Origin of the sequence: Palaeococcus ferrophilus DSM 13482 (assembly GCF_000966265.1) — an archaeon.
In the GTDB taxonomy this organism is placed as follows: Archaea; Methanobacteriota_B; Thermococci; order Thermococcales; family Thermococcaceae; genus Palaeococcus; species Palaeococcus ferrophilus.
Map to the genome: position 1 here is coordinate 298,249 of NZ_LANF01000011.1, position 16,343 is coordinate 314,591.

The 16,343-nt window shown below is 55.4% G+C and carries 18 protein-coding genes, 1 tRNA gene and 1 pseudogene; 11 read left to right on the plus strand and 9 right to left on the minus strand.

Translation table 11 applies throughout. The features are described 5' to 3' along the window. Positions 1–21 precede the first annotated feature (21 nt). Positions 22–582, plus strand: coding sequence for an XTP/dITP diphosphatase (locus PFER_RS06655; RefSeq protein ID WP_048150157.1), 561 nt, complete (start codon positions 22–24; stop codon positions 580–582). A 58-nt stretch (positions 583–640) separates the two neighbouring features. Next, positions 641–1,093, plus strand: a complete 453-nt coding sequence (locus PFER_RS06660; protein ID WP_048150160.1) for an Lrp/AsnC family transcriptional regulator — start codon at positions 641–643, stop codon at positions 1,091–1,093. Positions 1,094–1,195: 102 nt separating this feature from the next. On the opposite strand, the gene PFER_RS06665 is transcribed toward PFER_RS06660, so the two are convergent. After that, a tRNA-Pro gene (locus tag PFER_RS06665) sits at positions 1,196–1,273 on the minus strand. Positions 1,274–1,339: 66 nt separating this feature from the next. Here PFER_RS06665 and PFER_RS06670 point away from each other — a divergent pair. The 5 genes and pseudogenes from PFER_RS06670 to PFER_RS06690 all read left to right on the plus strand — a co-directional run bounded on the left by PFER_RS06670 (position 1,340) and on the right by PFER_RS06690 (position 7,133). Continuing rightward, positions 1,340–2,399 (plus strand): annotated as a pseudogene (locus PFER_RS06670) (glycosyltransferase). Between the two features lie 42 nt (positions 2,400–2,441). Further along, positions 2,442–3,155 (plus strand): RAD55 family ATPase, encoded by a 714-nt coding sequence (locus PFER_RS06675; RefSeq protein WP_048150162.1) that lies wholly within the window; start codon positions 2,442–2,444, stop codon positions 3,153–3,155. Positions 3,156–3,165: 10 nt separating this feature from the next. Next, positions 3,166–3,627, plus strand: a complete 462-nt coding sequence (locus tag PFER_RS06680; RefSeq protein WP_048150165.1) for a hypothetical protein — start codon at positions 3,166–3,168, stop codon at positions 3,625–3,627. Continuing rightward, positions 3,624–5,423 (plus strand): glycoside hydrolase, encoded by a 1,800-nt coding sequence (locus PFER_RS06685; RefSeq protein WP_048150166.1) that lies wholly within the window; start codon positions 3,624–3,626, stop codon positions 5,421–5,423. Before PFER_RS06680 ends, PFER_RS06685 begins: the two co-directional genes overlap by 4 nt. 39 nt (positions 5,424–5,462) lie before the next feature. Further along, complete coding sequence (locus PFER_RS06690) at positions 5,463–7,133, plus strand: DUF4910 domain-containing protein (protein WP_048150169.1); 1,671 nt, start codon at positions 5,463–5,465, stop codon at positions 7,131–7,133. Here the strand turns inward: PFER_RS06690 and PFER_RS06695 are convergent, their stop codons facing one another. After that, positions 7,134–7,457, minus strand: coding sequence for a helix-turn-helix domain-containing protein (locus tag PFER_RS06695; RefSeq protein ID WP_084593924.1), 324 nt, complete (start codon positions 7,455–7,457; stop codon positions 7,134–7,136). A gap of 82 nt (positions 7,458–7,539) precedes the next feature. Then, positions 7,540–8,175 (minus strand): metallophosphoesterase, encoded by a 636-nt coding sequence (locus tag PFER_RS06700; protein ID WP_048150174.1) that lies wholly within the window; start codon positions 8,173–8,175, stop codon positions 7,540–7,542. A 516-nt stretch (positions 8,176–8,691) separates the two neighbouring features. Here PFER_RS06700 and PFER_RS06710 point away from each other — a divergent pair. Beyond that, entirely contained in the window at positions 8,692–9,486 is a 795-nt protein-coding gene (locus PFER_RS06710) for a nitrilase (RefSeq protein WP_048150177.1), read from the plus strand. Here the strand turns inward: PFER_RS06710 and PFER_RS06715 are convergent. Continuing rightward, complete coding sequence (locus PFER_RS06715; RefSeq protein ID WP_048150181.1) at positions 9,452–10,261, minus strand: class I SAM-dependent methyltransferase; 810 nt, start codon at positions 10,259–10,261, stop codon at positions 9,452–9,454. The two genes, PFER_RS06710 and PFER_RS06715, sit on opposite strands and share 35 nt — an antisense overlap. 256 nt (positions 10,262–10,517) lie before the next feature. On the opposite strand from PFER_RS06715, the gene PFER_RS06720 reads away from it, so the two are divergent. The 3 genes from PFER_RS06720 to PFER_RS06730 are packed head-to-tail and all read left to right on the plus strand — an operon-like array spanning position 10,518 to position 12,286. Then, on the plus strand, positions 10,518–11,219 hold the full coding sequence (locus PFER_RS06720) for a hypothetical protein (protein ID WP_048150184.1): 702 nt from the start codon (positions 10,518–10,520) through the stop codon (positions 11,217–11,219). Continuing rightward, positions 11,209–11,910, plus strand: a complete 702-nt coding sequence (locus PFER_RS06725; protein ID WP_048150187.1) for a hypothetical protein — start codon at positions 11,209–11,211, stop codon at positions 11,908–11,910. The genes PFER_RS06720 and PFER_RS06725 overlap by 11 nt, the downstream gene beginning before the upstream one ends. Then, positions 11,894–12,286, plus strand: coding sequence for an RNA polymerase sigma factor sigma-70 region 4 domain-containing protein (locus PFER_RS06730; RefSeq protein ID WP_048150189.1), 393 nt, complete (start codon positions 11,894–11,896; stop codon positions 12,284–12,286). Before PFER_RS06725 ends, PFER_RS06730 begins: the two co-directional genes overlap by 17 nt. Here the strand turns inward: PFER_RS06730 and PFER_RS06735 are convergent. The 5 genes from PFER_RS06735 to PFER_RS12345 form a co-directional block, all read right to left on the minus strand. Then, the gene (locus PFER_RS06735; RefSeq protein ID WP_048150191.1) at positions 12,283–13,098 is read right to left on the minus strand and encodes an SdpI family protein; all 816 of its coding nucleotides are present in this window, start codon (positions 13,096–13,098) and stop codon (positions 12,283–12,285) included. The genes PFER_RS06730 and PFER_RS06735 overlap by 4 nt on opposite strands. Beyond that, positions 13,085–13,456 (minus strand): PadR family transcriptional regulator, encoded by a 372-nt coding sequence (locus PFER_RS06740; RefSeq protein WP_048150193.1) that lies wholly within the window; start codon positions 13,454–13,456, stop codon positions 13,085–13,087. The genes PFER_RS06735 and PFER_RS06740 overlap by 14 nt, the downstream gene beginning before the upstream one ends. Continuing rightward, positions 13,446–13,904, minus strand: coding sequence for a hypothetical protein (locus PFER_RS06745; RefSeq protein ID WP_157255132.1), 459 nt, complete (start codon positions 13,902–13,904; stop codon positions 13,446–13,448). Before PFER_RS06745 ends, PFER_RS06740 begins: the two co-directional genes overlap by 11 nt. Beyond that, positions 13,831–14,505, minus strand: a complete 675-nt coding sequence (locus tag PFER_RS11845) for a hypothetical protein (RefSeq protein WP_052696195.1) — start codon at positions 14,503–14,505, stop codon at positions 13,831–13,833. The genes PFER_RS06745 and PFER_RS11845 overlap by 74 nt, the downstream gene beginning before the upstream one ends. An 84-nt stretch (positions 14,506–14,589) precedes the next feature. Then, positions 14,590–16,269 carry a hypothetical protein gene (locus tag PFER_RS12345; RefSeq protein ID WP_157255134.1) on the minus strand — a complete coding sequence of 560 codons (1,680 nt, stop codon included), beginning with the start codon at positions 16,267–16,269 and terminating at the stop codon, positions 14,590–14,592. Between the last annotated feature and the right edge of the window lie 74 nt (positions 16,270–16,343).

Consider the following 16,343-nt stretch of genomic DNA (forward strand, 5'->3'; position numbering starts at 1 on the left):
TTTCCTTCTTCGGGTGATTTCATGAGGATAACGTTCATAACTTCCAATCCGGGCAAGCTGAGGGAGGCGATGGCCTATTTAACCCCCCTTGGTGTTGAGGTCCAAGGGTTGAAGTTTCCATACCCGGAGATACAGGCCGATACCCTTGAGGAGGTAGCGGCCTACGGTGTGGAGTGGCTCTCCGAGCGGATTGATGGACCCTTCTTCCTCGACGATTCCGGCCTCTTCATAGAGGCCCTTCAGGGGTTTCCGGGAGTTTACTCCGCCTACGTCTTCAAAACGCTGGGTATAGACGGGATACTGAAGCTAATGGAGGGCGTTGAGGACAGGAGGGCGTACTTCAAGAGCGTCGTAGCGTACTGGGATGGGGAGGTTCACATCTTCACAGGAACAGTCCACGGGAGAATAGGCCTCGAGAGGAGAGGCTCGGGTGGCTTTGGCTTCGACCCCATATTCATACCCGAGGGGTACGGGAGAACTTTCGCCGAGATGACAACGGAGGAAAAAAACAGGATATCCCACAGGGGCCGGGCCTTTGAGGCTTTTTCAAACTGGCTAAGGGACAAGCTAAAAATTGGGTGAACGTCCAAATCCGATAGATTTATATTGTCTAAATGACAGGATGTGGTGGGCGGTAAAAATGGTAGACGTTCTCGATAGGGTTGACCAAAAACTTCTGGACGAGCTGAAAGAGAACGCGAGGGAGAACATAGCTTCCCTCAGCAAGAAACTCGGTGTTCCAAGGACCACTGTTCACTACAGGATAAAAAAGCTTCTTGAGGAGGGCATAATAGAGAAGTTCACGATAAAGCCCAACTACAAGAAGCTCAACCTCGGGACGACCGCTTTCATACTGGCCCGCTACGACCCCTCCAGCGGTCTCACCCAGAAGGAGGTCGCGAACAGGGTGGCCCAGGTCGAGGGCGTTTACGAGGTCCACATAATCGCGGGTGAGTGGGACCTCCTGATCAAAGTCCGCGCCCATTCAGCCGAGGACGTTGGAAAAATCGTCGTTGACAGGCTCCGTGAGGTCAAGGGGCTGGGTCAGACCGTCACAATGGTTTCCTTCGTAACGGTAAAAGAGGACATTTAGGCGATGATTGGCGTTCTCCTTCCTGAGCGGTGATGATGCGAGGAAAGATGAGCCTCTTTCTCCTTCTTTTCTCGAATTTTTAAATCCGGGAGAAGTGGATTCTGGTGGGGCCGCCGAGATTTGAACTCGGGTCACCGGCTCCCGAAGCCGGCAGGATGGGCCAAGCTACCCCACGGCCCCGTGCCCACACTCTCATGTTCGGGAAACGGTTATAAATCTTACGGTTCCATTCAGAGGGGGAGTGGGATGAGGGTTTCAATCATAGTACCAACATACAATGAGCGGGACAACCTCGAGGAACTTTTCAGGCGCATAAGCTCCGCCATGGATGGAAGGGACTACGAGATAATAGTTGTGGACGACGATTCTTCCGACCGAACGTGGGAGAGGGCGGAGGAGCTCTCAAAGGAGTACCCCGTGAGAGTACTGAGGCGCACGGATGAGAGGGGGCTCTCCTCCGCGGTGATCAGGGGTTTTGAGATAGCCAATGGGGACGTTTTCGTGGTGATGGACGCCGACCTTCAGCACCCGCCCGAGGTGATTCCCCACCTCATTGAGGCTATTGAAAAGGGTGCCGACGTGGCCATAGCGAGCCGGTACGTTGAGGGGGGGAGGGTCGAGAACTGGTACTGGTGGAGGAAGCTCATCTCCAGGGGGGGCCATAATGATAGGCAGGGTGGCCCTCCCCAAGATAAGGGATGTAAAGGACCCCGTAAGCGGCTTCTTCGCCCTCAGGAGGGAGGTCGTGGAGGGGGCGAGGCTTAACCCCGTGGGGTTCAAGATACTCATGGAAATCCTCGTGAAGGGGAATTACGAGAAGGTCGTGGAGGTTCCCTTCACCTTCGGCCTCAGGAACGCGGGGGAGAGCAAGCTCGGCCAGAAACAGATTATCAACTACCTCCGCCACGTTTACAGGCTCATGAAGTGGGAGGGCGAGCTCGACAGGCTCATCAAATTCAGCATAGTGGGTCTAACGGGGATAGTGGTCAACGAGGGGGCGCTCTACCTCCTTGTCGAATCGGGCACCCTCGGCGAGAACAGCGCGGTCTTCCCCGCCACGGAGCTCTCGATACTCAACAACTTCATGTGGAACGACCTCTGGACGTTCAGGGATTTGAAGAGAGGTTCCTTCATCAGACGGCTCTTCAACTTCCACGTGGCGGCGGCGAGCGGCTTCTTGGTGCAGGTGGCGGTCTACTTCACGCTCAAAGCCCTCGGGGTGCCCTACCTCGTGGCCAACTTCATAGGAATACTCCTGTCGTTCATAGTGCGCTTCCTCTTCAACCGCCATGTAACGTGGGGCTAAAGATATAAACTTCAAACCCCATTCATTTTTCAGGGATGGGTTATGTACGTGGGTGAACTTCTCAAGAGCATGGAGAGAGTTTCAACAGGCGTTGAGGGGCTGGATGAGCTCATAGGTGGAGGACTAATCCCAGGGAGACTCTACCTACTCACGGGACCGCCTGGAAGCGGAAAAACAACCATAGGAATCCAGTTCCTCATTAAGGGTGCGGAGGACAACGAGAAGGGACTCTACATATCTCTCGTTGATGATCCAAAGGTCATCCTGCAGGACATGAGCAAGTACAACTTCAGCCTGCTCATGCACACGAAGGCGAGAAAGATAGTGTTCTACGACATAGGCTACAATCTCCTCCGCATGGAGGAGCGCCTGACGTGGAGGGAACTCTTCAGAAAGATGAAGGAGGCCATAGCGGCCGAAAAACCCAAGCGCGTCGTCATAGACTCCTTCACTTCCATGGAGAAGCTGGTGGCTGATCCAGAGAACAAGAGGAGGGAGCTTGGCTACTTCGTTAGGGCAATGGAGGAGATGGGTGTTACCGTACTAATGATATCCGAGATGATGAGGTCAGAGGAGTACACCGACGAGTACTACCTGGCGAGCGGCGTTATAGTCATGCACCACTTCATGAGAAACTACTCGATGATACGCGCCCTCCAGATACTCAAGATGCGCGGAACGTCCCACGACAGCAACATGAAACGCGTCCGCTTCACCACGAACGGGGTAAGGGTTTACAACGAAGGGCCTTTCTGAGGGGAGTAAAATGAAGAAGGACGAGGAGATTAAAATCAGGAAGCGTGAGCTTATACGCGAGGCCTACCGCTTCGGATACTTCATCGGCTACCACGGTCACACGGAGTGGGTTGGCTGGGTCAGCGAGAAGAAGGAGGAGATCTACGAACGGGCAAAGGAGCTCGAGGTATACCCCCTCGTGAGGGACGCCTTCAGACGCGGAAGGATTGATGGTGAGAGGCAGAGGATTGATGACATAAACCGCGGGGTAGCCGAGACGGGCCGCGCCGTGGAGGAAGAGGAGAAACCAAGGGTGAAGGTTGAGGCCAGGCCCATCACTGAAGAGGAGGGGATGGAGGAGGAGTTCAAGAGCTTCCTCGCGAGTCCGCGCATAATCGAACCCCCCGAGATACTCTCCATGATGAAGGTCGTTGGTGAGCCCGGCTTTATGAAGCTCCCAGGAATGCTCGGCCAGAGGGGGGAGGAGGAATGATGCAGAAGTTCGCCTACCACTTTCACGCCTACCAGCCGGGCGATATAATCTACATCCACGACGGAACCGGCTGGGACCCCATAAAGTTCTCGGAAAGGCTCAGCCCCGTCGCCCTGAGGATAAGGGACGAGGAGGTTAAGGGACGCAACTGGACGCGGGCCATGATAAAGGCCTACGACTACGTGGACGAGACTCTCATGAGGCTGGAGAGGGGGGCTGTGAGCGTTGACATAGAGCCCTTCACCCTCTACCTCGTGCTTCGCTACAAGCCCAAGATATACGGCCACATCGCGTCCCTCCTCGGGGAGTACGTTGAAGCCGTCCCCACGACCCCCTTCCACCCCATAATGCCGCACCTCAGCAAGTTCACGCAGGAGGTGCTCGCGAGAGTTTCCTTCGACTTCTACTCACCATTCATAACGGGAAAGGACGTCCTCGGCTACTGGCTCCCCGAGGGAGTGATAGCCCGCGACAGCGCCCGCATAGTGAGGGAAGCCTCGCCGACGGACCTGGTTTTCCTGCTGGACGAGAGGCAGTTCAAAGACCTCCACTTCCTGCAGGCGAAGTTCTCGTGCAACACCTTCAAAACTGACGGGCACTACGCCTACGTCTTCGGGAGGGACCATCAGCTGAGCGATGCCTTCGCCTTCAACCAGCTCGATGCGGAGGGCCTGGTGAGGGCCGTGGCCGAGGGGAGGCTCGACATGTTCAAGGAGTCCCAGAAAATCCCCTACCTCGTCTACCTGGCGAGCGACCTGGAGGCTCTCGTAAGCAACCCGACCCAGCTTGACAAGTTCATGAAGTGGCTCAACGGCCTCAGGGAGAGGGGAACCGAGCTAATAAACGCGCCCGAGTTCATAAGGAGAAAGAGGAGCGGGGAATACAAGTGCCTTGAAGGCGAATGCACGGAGAAGTTCGAGATAAAGGTGAAGGACTACTCCAGCTGGAGCGACTACTTCGACCTGAGCATTGACGGAACTACGAGCGACACGCGGTGGCTTGGGGTGCGGAGGGATGACAACAAGGCATACTCCAGGCAGTACCGCGGAAAGGAGTACTCTCAGCTCTGGAAGCTCGCTTTTACAAAACTCTCACGCGAGCTAAACAGAAGCATTCGCTACGGAACCTTCGACCTTCTCAAGGCCTACGAGAAGAACCTGACCCTCGAGGGCTTCAAGGAGTTCCTCGTGAGGTACGCCAGGATTTTCTTCCGCGAGCACTATGAGTACTTCGAGATGGACACCAGCGTGGACTACGTGACGGAACCAGTTAAGGAGGTTGACCCCTCCATAAGCCTCAAGCTCGGGAGGATATACTACCTCGCCCTCCTCGGAAACCACTCGTGCCCGCGCTTCTGGGAGCACATTGACACGCGCGTGACCTTCGGCAACGTGGTGGCACTGAGCAAGGCCCTCAGCGAGCTCATAGACCTCTACCTCGAGGAGGGAAGGGAAGAAAGGGCCCAGTACCTCTTCCTCGAGTACATGAAGCTCCTATCCTTCCCGCAGCTCTACTACGACTACGAGTTCTTCCGCATAGAGGGACTCAACGGATGGGAATCGAGCGAGGCGGCGTGGTTCGACTCGCTGAGAAGCCTCGTGCCCAACTCGACCTACAACGTGATAACCAGGGCGGCGCTGTACGTGGCCCAGAGGGACTTCCCGAGGGACATAGCCTCTGCCCTCGAGGCTCTCTTTGATTTCAAGCAGGCGGTTCCAGATACCGGTCACATCCCCGGGGAGCTCCACGGAAAGTGGGGGAATACGGAGTGGTGCGAGCACAGGGGGAAGGACTAACCTTTTATCCTTTCCCTCCCTATTCTCCCCGGTGGTTCCATGAGGCGTTTTCTTGGTGAGGCCGTCCTTTCAGTTGACAACGTGATGGAATTCATAGGAGACATAAGCAGATTCCACAGGATTCAGGGCTCGAGGGAGCTCGTTGAAGCCGCCAGATACGTGAAGGAGAAGCTCGACCTCTTCGGGGTAAGGGCCGAGATAATCGAGAAGAGTTACGATGGAGAAAGCCAGTACCTGACGCTTAGGAGCCCGATAGCCTGGAACCTGCTCCACGGCGAACTCGAGTTCGGGGAAAAGAGGCTCACCTCAGCTGAGACGCCCCTAGTGGCAATGGCCCACTCCCCCGGAGGAAGCTTCGAAGGGGAGGTTTTCATACCCCGCACCGAGGAGGATTGGGAGAGGGTGGAGGGCAAGGCGGTTCTTGTCGGGAGGGACTGGCGTGAGGCCTACAGGAGGGCGAACGAGAAGGGTGCGGCGGCCTTTATCGCCTACAGGGAAGGGACAGGAACGGCGGTTCCCTACATAGGTCTTTTCCTCACCGGGAAAGACCTCGAGTGGGCGAAGATTCCCGCCTTCGCGGTTCCCGAGACATGGGCGAAGGAGGCATTCTCAAAGGATATCACCGCTAAAGGCAGGCTTGAGGTGGAGATCAAGGAGCGGGAGGTTCTTCCCATAGTCTACGCAGAGGTCGGGAGCGCACCGTTCGTACTCTTCACAGCCCACCTGTGCCACCCAAGGCCCGGCGCCAACGACAACGCGAGCGGGAGCGCGATGCTGATAGAGCTGGCGAGAATCCTAAGCACCCTTCACAATGACTCATTCCGCTTCGGCTTCGCATTCCTCTGGGTTCCGGAGTACTACGGCACCCAGGCCTTCGTGGAGGAGATTGACATTAGTAAGTACTACGCGGTGATAAACCTCGACATGGTGGCGGGGAGCCAGGACAGGTCGGGATCAACGATAATGGCCATTAGAACCCCCTTATCACGCTTTTCCGTGGTTTCCGGTCTTCTGGAGTACTTCCTCGATAGGGCCAACGTCTCCGGCAGCAGCTTTTCGGGGAGCCCAATGCCGCGCCTGAGACTCAAGGGCTCCCCCTACGAGATGGGCAGCGACCACGACGTCTTCAACTTCTTTGGGGTACCCTCCGTGATGGCAATAACGTGGCCGGACAGACACTACCACTCGAGCGCCGATACGGTTGAAAAGCTCAGCAGGGAGAGCGTGGGGATTATAGGGAGGGCCGTCCTTGCCACCGCCCTCGCGCTGGCTAGGGCGGAGGATGAGGAGCTCCGGCGCTTTGCCAGAGCCTACGCCATGAAATACCTGGGAGAGCTTGGAATGGAGGGAGAGACGGACGTGAGCGAAAGGCTCGTTATGAAGGGTCTCGCGAGGGACGCCCGCTTCCTCGGCATTGACGTTGGTCATGCCTTTGAGGGAAGCGGCTGGCTCCGCTGGGTGAAGAGGGGCAGGATAAGCAGGGAGGCAATAGCGATGGCCGACGAGGAACTGGCCAGGCGCTTCAGGAAACTCACAAGGGACAGGAAGCTGCTCGTCCACCTTCACGAGCTCGTGATGCTCTCGGAGATTCTTCCGGAGAAGGAGGCGTTCAGAGCACTCCGCGAGGAGTACAGAGAAATCAACGAAGAGAAGCTGAAGGAGGGGGTTGATATACTCAAAAAGGCCGGAATAGTTGAGGAGATAAGCTAATCACTCACCACGTTCCTGGAGTTCCCTCTCCAGCTCGTTTATCTTTTTCAGGAGGTTCTCCTTTATCTTCTCGAGGAGCTCGTGAGGGGATACAGCCGTGTACGTGTAGCCCAGCCAGCCTTCCTCTATGAGCTTTCTCCTGAGGAAGCCCCTCCTGTAGAGGTTTAGAACGTGCTCCCTCACGGAGCGCTCGCTGAGCCCCACCTCTCGCTGTATCTCGGTGACACGCATGGGGGTCTTCTTCTCGAGCAACGTCAGGTATATGCGAATCTCGCTCTTCTTAACCCCGAGGGATCTGAGGAGTGCCACTACCTTGTCGTTCATGTTTCCCACCTATGCAAACTTAAGTTCATACTTCATGTTCATAAAGCTTGCGGTTCCGAAGGATTTTCCCATGAACGCGATTTTATTCGAACATAATTTCACCGATGTACGTCCAGTTCGGAAGGTAAACCTCACCAACCTTTGCATTCTTCAGGAAAGGCACCATCTTTATGCCCCTCCTCACGTCGAAGCCCTCGATGTAGGGGTTGATTGTGGGCAGGATGAAGAAGCGGCCGACCTTTAGGTAGCATTTAGTCTTTCTAACGGCGCTTCCAACGTTCACGCTCACCGCGGGATGTATGTGGCCAAGGAAGGCCCTCTCAAACTCAACATCGGGCAGGGACGTGTGCCCGTGGAGGAACAGGTTTCCGTCCAGGACGAAATGGTCCGAAACCCTGAGGTTGGGAAAGTCCCTCTCGAGGAGCTCGATCTGGCCGTCGTGGTTTCCCTTGGCGATCCAGACCTCAACGTCGCCCAGGGTGGAGAAGAACTCCGTGAGGAGCTTCCTCGTGAAGGGCTTCATCGAGAGGGGTTCCTTGACGTCGCCGAGGATAACGAGAAGGTCGGGGTCTTTCTCAACCACGAAATCAGACAGTCTCAGCTCAAACCCCGTTCTGATTCGGAGCCCGCGGGGGAGCTCAAAGGCTATGTGAGGATCGGCTATGAGAAGCACCCTTCCGACGGAGGTTTCCAGTTCAAGACTCAGCCGCTCGAACATGTCCCCACCAAAGAGAAAAGGGAGTCGAGGTCAGATCAGACCTCTCTCTTTCCTGTGCTGCCTCTTGAGCCTGCGTATCCTCTTCTTGATCCACTTCCACCTCATCCTTCCCTTCTTCTTCCACTTCCTTGGTCTCCTCTTCATGAGCATCACCCCTGTAATCGTCCAAGCTTGGCTTTCTTGGGGTGCCTTTTAAACTTTTCCCCACGGGCCTGAAAATAATCGGTTTTCGCCAACCTCCATTCTAAGGCTTTCTCACCCACCAAACGGACGTTTAAACTTCCCCCCAGAGGACAGTGCAACAATGATTTTTGGTGGTCCTTTTCAGCCCATCAACCATAGAATTAGTCCAAACCCCCATCGCAATCTTTTAATTATTGCGAAGGCATTGTTGAGGGTTTTTGATTACCTTCTCCATCCAAAAAGGACCCACAGCGAAGTTTCCAACAACCGGACGTTCACAACACAAATCAAAAACCCAAAAAGGGATGGGAGCGTAGAGGAAACGGTGGTGGTATGAAGGTAGCCTACGTCCAGATGAGACCTGTTCTCCTCGAGCCGGAACTCAACTATTCGAGGGCCGAGGAGCTCATAAGGGTGGCCGCGGACAAGGGTGCAAAGCTTATAGTCCTTCCGGAGCTCTTCGATACGGGCTACAACTTCAAGAGCAGGGAAGAGGTCGAGAGCGTAGCGGGCCAGATACCCGACGGTCCGACGACGGAGTTCTTAATGGAGCTCTCGAGAGAGCTGGGAGTTTTCATAGTGGCCGGAACCGCCGAAAAGGACGAGAGGGGGAGGCTCTACAACTCCGCGGTGATAACTGGCCCGATAGGGAGCGGCTACATAGGGAAGTACCGCAAGGTGCACCTCTTCTACCGCGAGAAGCTCTTCTTCGAGCCCGGCGACCTGGGCTTTCGCGTCTTCAACATCGGCACAGCGAAGGTGGGGGTCATGGTATGCTTCGACTGGTTCTTCCCCGAGAGCGCGAGAACGCTCGCCTTCAAGGGCGCCGAGATAATAGCCCACCCCAGCAACCTCGTGATGCCCTACGCGCCGAGGGCCATGCCGATAAGGGCACTCGAGAACCGTGTTTACACGGTAACCGCCAACAGGGTCGGTGAGGAGAGGGGCCTCAGGTTCATAGGTAAGAGCACGATAGCCTCTCCAAAGGCGGAAGTTCTGGCCATGGGGAGCGAAGAGGAGGAAGAGGTTGGGGTGGTCGAGATAGACCTCTCGCTGGCGAGAAACAAGAGGATAAACGAAATGAATGACGTCTTCAAGGACCGCCGGCCGGAGCACTACTCCCTCTGAGCTTCAGCTCCGCCACCCTCTTCTCCGGTTTTTTGAAGAGGATGACGTTCCCAACCCCTTCCATCCCGTGCTCCTCCATCGTTATCAACCCGTACTCCCTGAAGAAGACGCTCCCTATCGCAAGCTGCGTGGCTAAATCCCAGTAGTGGAAGTCAACATCGCTTATCTTTTTGAACCCCGGAAGGACGTAGTAGCCCCTCTTAAACGTCCCCCTCACGAAGTCGTAGCCCTCGTGCATCGAGGCTATGGTGTAGTTCTCCCTCCGCCCCTCGATGAGGAACTCCCTGTAACCGGCGCGGTAGAGAATCCAGTAAACCCTGTCCATGTCCTCTATGAGGAAAACGCCGTCGTCGCTTAGGATGGATGCCACGTTCGCGAAGAGCTTTACCGCGTCGAAGGGGTCGAAGTGCGGCATCGTGTAGCCCCAGAGAACCGCAACATCGTGCTCGCCCACGAGTCTCGCTGCCTCCCTCGCGTCGCCCTGGACGAGTTTGAGCTCGGGGCTTATTCCCGCTATTCCAAGCCACTCTTCCGCTTTTTCAAGGTCTTCCATTCGGGCGTCTAAAACCGTGAGAAGCCTCGCACCGGTCGCCTTCGCGAGGGCGACTCCGGCTATGCCCGTTCCGGCGCAGACGTCGAGGACTCTGCCTCCCTTTGGAAGGCTATCCGATATTGACTCGAAAAACTCCGCTATCCTCTCAAACCTCTCCCTCGCCCTCTCGTCCGCCGGGTTCATCCGCCAGTTTATGTGGCGGTAGAGCTCCTCGAGGGACATGGCATCACCACACTAGAGAGTGAGAGGGATAATTTAAGCCTATCGAAAGGATTAAATATTTCGTCAACTTACTTAGGTTGACAAGGTGGTGGTATGAAGGCCGGCCCGCCGAGGGTGTTATGGTGGCGGCCTCATGTGGGACGGAGACCTCTTGGAGAGGAGCATACTAATCCTCGTAACCGAAAAGGGGGTTTACACGCTCAACTACTCGTCAAGGAAGGGGATACTGCCTTAATGTCCCATCTTGGTGGTGCCAATGAGAGTTGAAGGCACAAAACCGGCTAACTTCTCAGGACTTCCACTTATTCTATTGGGGTTCTCATTCCTCCTGATAATCGGAGTTCCAAGACTTGCCAAGGATTGGTGGTACATCTCGCTCGTAGGCTGGCTCTTCCTCGCGGCTTCATGGGGAACATCGGTTGAGGTGGAAGGGGAAACATTGAGGCTCAAGTACGCCTTTGGCAAACTAACGATTAACGTTCCTCTCTCCGAAATAGAAGACGTTAAAGTAGTGAGCAAGCTTGAGAGAGCAGTCATGATAAGGGAATTTCCGGAATTGTACGTTTTAATCACTGCCAGTGCGCTGTTCGTCTTCCTTGACCTTTTGCTCCTTCCCAGCGGGCTTTTGGAGGGGTACTACTTTGGCGACATAGGCCTGATATTCTTCGGCGTTCTTTACCTCGCGGTTATGTCCCTGCCGTTCAATAGGATTAACATCGCCTTCCTCTTTGGAGTTCTTGATCTGTTCTTTGCGACACTTCTTATGAAGCTGAAAATGGGTTATGTTGATCCCGTATCTGTTTTGATCTGGGGTGTATTAGGTCTCCTTTTTGTTGCCGAGTATTACCGTAAGGACTACGTTGTGATAACAGCCCAAAGGGGAAAGTACCCCCTTATGGCCCAAAAGCCTGAGGTGTTACTAAAGTCCATAATTGGAGGTGTTCCCGGTGAGGCTTAAGCTCTCCGCCTTCCCCGTTAGAGGTGCCCCACTGTTCTTCCTCGCAATATCGCTCATTGGCGGTGCCTTTGGGGTTCTCCTTCAGGCATCCAACGGGTGGAACTTCGCGTGGTTCTTCCCCTACCTCCTGGTTTTCTCCGCCCCGCTGGGCGCGGAGCTCAATGGAAAGGAGCTCGTTCTCCTCCACGGTCTCGGCCTAATAAAGGAGAGAATCCCGCTAGATTCCATTGAGGAAGTCTCGATTCTCTCCCGCCTCGAGTACGGCACCGTGGCGAGACACTTCAAGGCCTATACCTCCGTGTGGGTTACTGCGGTGGTCCTCTCGATGGCTTATCTCCTTCTGCCCGGCGAGGAGAACCCCATCGGAGCTTACTTCGCCCCCCTTGTAATCTCCATGTACACACTCCTCTTCATGATTCTGACCCTACCGATGAAGCGGAAAGGGCCAATTTATCTCTCGGCCGTCCTTGCCCTGGCCTTTTTACTCCTCTACCCCCTCGTTACCATCGGCCCAGAAACCCTTGTCCCGGGCCTCGTGTTCGGTCTATTCATTTTGTGGGCCGTGAGAACTTTTCAGAGGGAGGAACTGATACTGCTGGTGGCCGATGGAAAGTCGTACCTGCTGGCCTACAGGGATGGGAATGAGTTCCTAAACCTGCTCAGGAGGGCCGCCAATGCTCAAGCTCCCTGAGGGGATGGAGAGGGTCTGGCTAATGAGGGCCAGGGGCATGCGCGAGGTGGAGATAGCCGAAACTCTAGGAATCTCGCGGCAGGCTGTGAACAAGGCCTTAAAAGATGCGAGGGTGAAACTCTTCGAGGCCTTCTTCGCCATAGCCGGGACGTTCTCATGGGATGTTGTGAGAGTCAACGCCGAGAAGGGGTTCGCAGTCTTCGCCGGGAAGGTTGGGGAGAGGAGAATTAGGGTCTACGCCTTCTACCTGCCTGGAAAGGGGGTTAGGGCCTTCTTCGGAGATGACATCCCCGATTACATCCTCCAGCACGCGGTCGAGGTTGGCATAACCAAAAGGCTGGATAAAAATGAGGTTATCAGGGCCCTCGAGGGTTAATCCCCCTCTCCAAGGGCCAGGATGAGCCTGAAGGTTTCCACAAGCAGGAGGGCCACCGCCCCGAGGACCATCGCGGAGAGCACGAGGCCGGAGTGAAGGCCGTAGGCGTTGTAGAGAACCACGTAGGCGGAACTCCCAACGATAAGGAACTGGACGAGCGTCATGATCTCAACCAGAACCTTCACGCCCTTTTTGCCCATGTTGGGAACTCTGCCGAGGAGCATCGGGTCCCTAGAAAGGTAGGTGAGCGCCGCCGGAAGTATTGACAATGCCAGCGGGAGAAGGAACGCACCCATAGATTTAGAGGCGAAATTGTCGGGCTCCCCCTCTACATTGAAGTGTATCGCAACGTTTTCGGGAAGCTTGCGCCAGCCAGTCCAGAGGAGAACCAGGTAGGCCACGACAAGGCCAACCTGAACCGCGAGGTATGGCGTTATGTCCAGGCCCTCGATGGGTTTGGGCGTCCCCTCGGCTGGCTCCCTCATGCCCTCCAGCTCCACCACCCTCCTGGCGATGCGGTAGCCCACAACGAATATCGCGAGTATTCCGGCGAGCATCACGACGGTTACCACGAGAAGGTCGCGAACACCCAAGCTGAGCGCGAAGAGGAGCACGCCAAGGGCCATGAAGGCCTTTCCACTGAAGGAATTGGCTTTTCTCCACGCCTCCTCCGACGCGAAGGTGTAGCCGATACGGAACCCCACTGCGAGATTCGGCCTGTTCCGAAAGAGGTACGTGAGCAGACCTGCCACGAAGATAACGGCCGAGATCACGGACCCAAAGACCACCTCGAACAGCTCAGTCCCAGCCATAGGTTTCACCCCCAAGCGCCCTCAGGGTCTCGTTTATGAGCCCCACCTCCGCTTCAAGCTCCTCAAGGACCTCCATCCCGAGCCTGGTGATGCGGTAGTACTTCCTCGGCCTCCCACTTACCTCAGCCCATACGCCCTCCACGAGGCCGTACCTCTCGAGACTCTTGAGGAGGTCGTAGAGTGTCCCCTCGCTCGGCACGAGCCTCCCCCCACTCAGCTCACTGAGTTTTTTTCTTATCGCGTAGCCGTGCATCTCCTCGTGCCTCCGCAGGAGGGAGAGCACCAGGTAGGAGTAGAGACCGGAGCGGAGGTCTTTCCTGAGCTTTTTCAGGGCCCTCTCCCTACCACTACCAAACAACTTTCCTCTCCTCCACCTCTCTCTTCGCCTCCCCAAGCGGGCGGAGCAAAAGGAGCGAGAAGGCCGCGAGAAGGGCGTAGCTTATCCAGAGATCAGCTGTGCTCGCCGTGAGCTGGTAGTGGGCCGCGAACGTGTCTATCAGACCGTGAATGGCGGAGATAACTATTAGTGCATGAAGGCCTCTCCCCTTCCTGTAGAAATAAGCGAGCGTTAGCCCCGTCCCCGCGTGGAAGAGTGTTGCCAGCGCGCGCTCCACGAAGGGGAGGTAGCTCACTCCAGCCGGGAGGGACATCAGGGCGGCGTTCACGATACCGATGATGGGGATGATAACGGCCTCGCCGACGCCAAAGCCCAGCCCCACGAAGAGGCCCTCTTTAAGGGTTCTTCTGCGGACAAAGAAGTACTTGAGGCCCTCCTGGAAGAGGCCGGCCACAATGCCGAGCCACACGGAAACCGCGAGGGCAAAGGATGCCCCCCCTCTCGATAACATCTGCGTTTGACTTTATGCCCATCGCTATGAGAGGGAGCTGCTGGAAGAGAGGCTGAACGAAGAGGGTGACGAGCACGAGGAAGGCACCCAGCAGGAGCTCGGCCCAGAGGGGTTTAAACCCGGCGAGCCTGAATAGGAGGAGCACGGCGATTCCGCCCAGAGCGGGAAGGAGGAAAGCAAGGAAGAGCGAGCTTTTTGGGGCGTTTGACTCAACGGCGTCAATCCATATCCCTGATAACCTCCCCTCGGAGTCCACCACGAGGCGGAGGGTTACCTCCGCTTTCTCGAACTCGAAAACGTAGTACTTCAAGGTGTAGCCTCCGGCGGAGCCTTCCCTTTCAAACCGGTACCCTTTAAGCTCCCCGTAAACCGCCAGCTTATCGCGGAAGGATTTGAAGGAGCGCTCGTCAAAGGCCTTCTCCATGGTCGGGTCGAGATGGGGCTTGAGCACGGAGTAGTTTCCGCTCGAGAGTGCCTCGAAGAGAACCTCACCGAGATCTTCGCAGACCGCGTAGGGCAGGAGGAGCAGAATCACGAGGAGGGGTATGACTCCCTTCATATTACTCACCTATACCTCGGACTTCGAGGTATTGTCGCGGTGAAAGTATAAAAAGCTAACGCAGGGGAAAGAAAAAGAGAATCGTCAGGACATGGGGCATATCCCCGTCCGCGGGTTGCATGGCGGGAACGGCGCTGGGCCCGGTTCCGGATCAGGTGTGGGCGATGGGGTGGGCTCCGGATCGGGCGAAGGGGATGGTCCGGGAATAGGGGACGGCTCAGGGGTGGGTGTGTCGGGAGCATGAACCTCCACATCCGCGTAGAGCGCTGTTAAATCGTAGTATCTCCCGTTGTACCTGAACTTCACGGGATTTTTATAGAACACCGCCCTCGCTGTCCTGTCCTTATGTTCAAGCGCAACAAGTAGCTCAACAAGGTGATAGTTCCACTCCTCAGTGTTGAACCCAATGCCAACCCCCAGAAGAACCGGTGTCAGTTCTACCCCAAGGGGAGCGGCCAGCTGTGGAAGAAGCGCGGCCGAAGCACTGAAGAGGGGAATAGTGCCTGCGGACCGCCCTATATCAAAGTCCGTGGCATCAATAAAATCCTTTGATGCCCTCGTTTCAAAGGGTTCCCAATACCTCTGGACGTACCACATCGTTCCCCTTAAGACTCCCGTATATTTTGAGGACTCCGCGGGAGGGCCCGGTTCAAGACGCTTCTCAAGTCTGAGTGAATCATCAGAAGGCTGGGCCACAAGCACGTACGCGACCGTGTCACCTTTCTGACAGCCAAGAATCGAGCTAAGCGCATCGCAGTGATACTTCCTGTATTTGACAAGCAGCACGCTTCCCTTGACGCCAACCCCAAGTACGGAGGGGCCCTTTATCTCCTCTCCCCTAAAGCGAACCGGATATCCTGAAAACTCCAGACTGCTACTCTTGATGGTGTGGGAAAAACCCAGAACCATTGAATCTATTGAACCGTCCATTCCACCCTTTTTAAGTGCACCAACTGCCGAAAAGCCTATCTCCAGAGACTCAGCGTCCCTGTACTTATACTGGCTCCTCATAAACACATCCTGAACCTCTCCAATGTCCCCGTGAATGTACGCCATGACCATGGGTATGAAAGCCCTGTTTCTTGCGCTTATGACTTCCTCCGGACGCCACTCAAAGTATTCACTGGGTTTAGGGCATATCATGCCGGGCTGATTGCAGTACGATGGCGGATCAGGAGAGGGTGTAGGGAGCTCAGTAAAAGTGGGAGGGGCAGTATTGTCGTTTACACGCTTTCTTCTGAGTTCCGACAGCTCCTCAGCGCGATGAAGGACTTCGAGAGATTGAGGGGAGAACGTTATTCTCACGTTTCTGTTTTCCAGTATTCTACCCACGTTAAGTGGTACCACCTTCATAAAATACTTGACGTTACCACCCTCGTCTCTAAGGGTGCCAACGAGAATTACCCCGGGATTAACAGCATCTGGCTTCACACCTTCTTTCCTGAGATGTTGCTCCCACAACTTCATTCCACTTTGTATCCGCCCATAATTTATTCTAACCATATTCTTTCCATTGAACGTTCCCAGATGTTCAACAGTCCCTCCAGGGAGGAGCAGCGACACGGTAACACTAACATAACCCTTCTCAGGGGGCTTAATATCAATGGAGGGGTCGAGAAGAGGGAATTTATACTGGTACTCCACCTCAGTTCCAAGGTACTCCCTTTCATCGAGGGGCGGCAGTATGGCCCAGCCCATCCGGGCAATAACGCCAAGCGCGAGGATAAACACTACGACTTTGATCTTTCGCTTCATTACCACCACCAATAATCAATAGGGATATCGAAATAAAAAGTTTTCCAATAATTTAGTAAAAAATCCTTAAATAAATGTCAAAC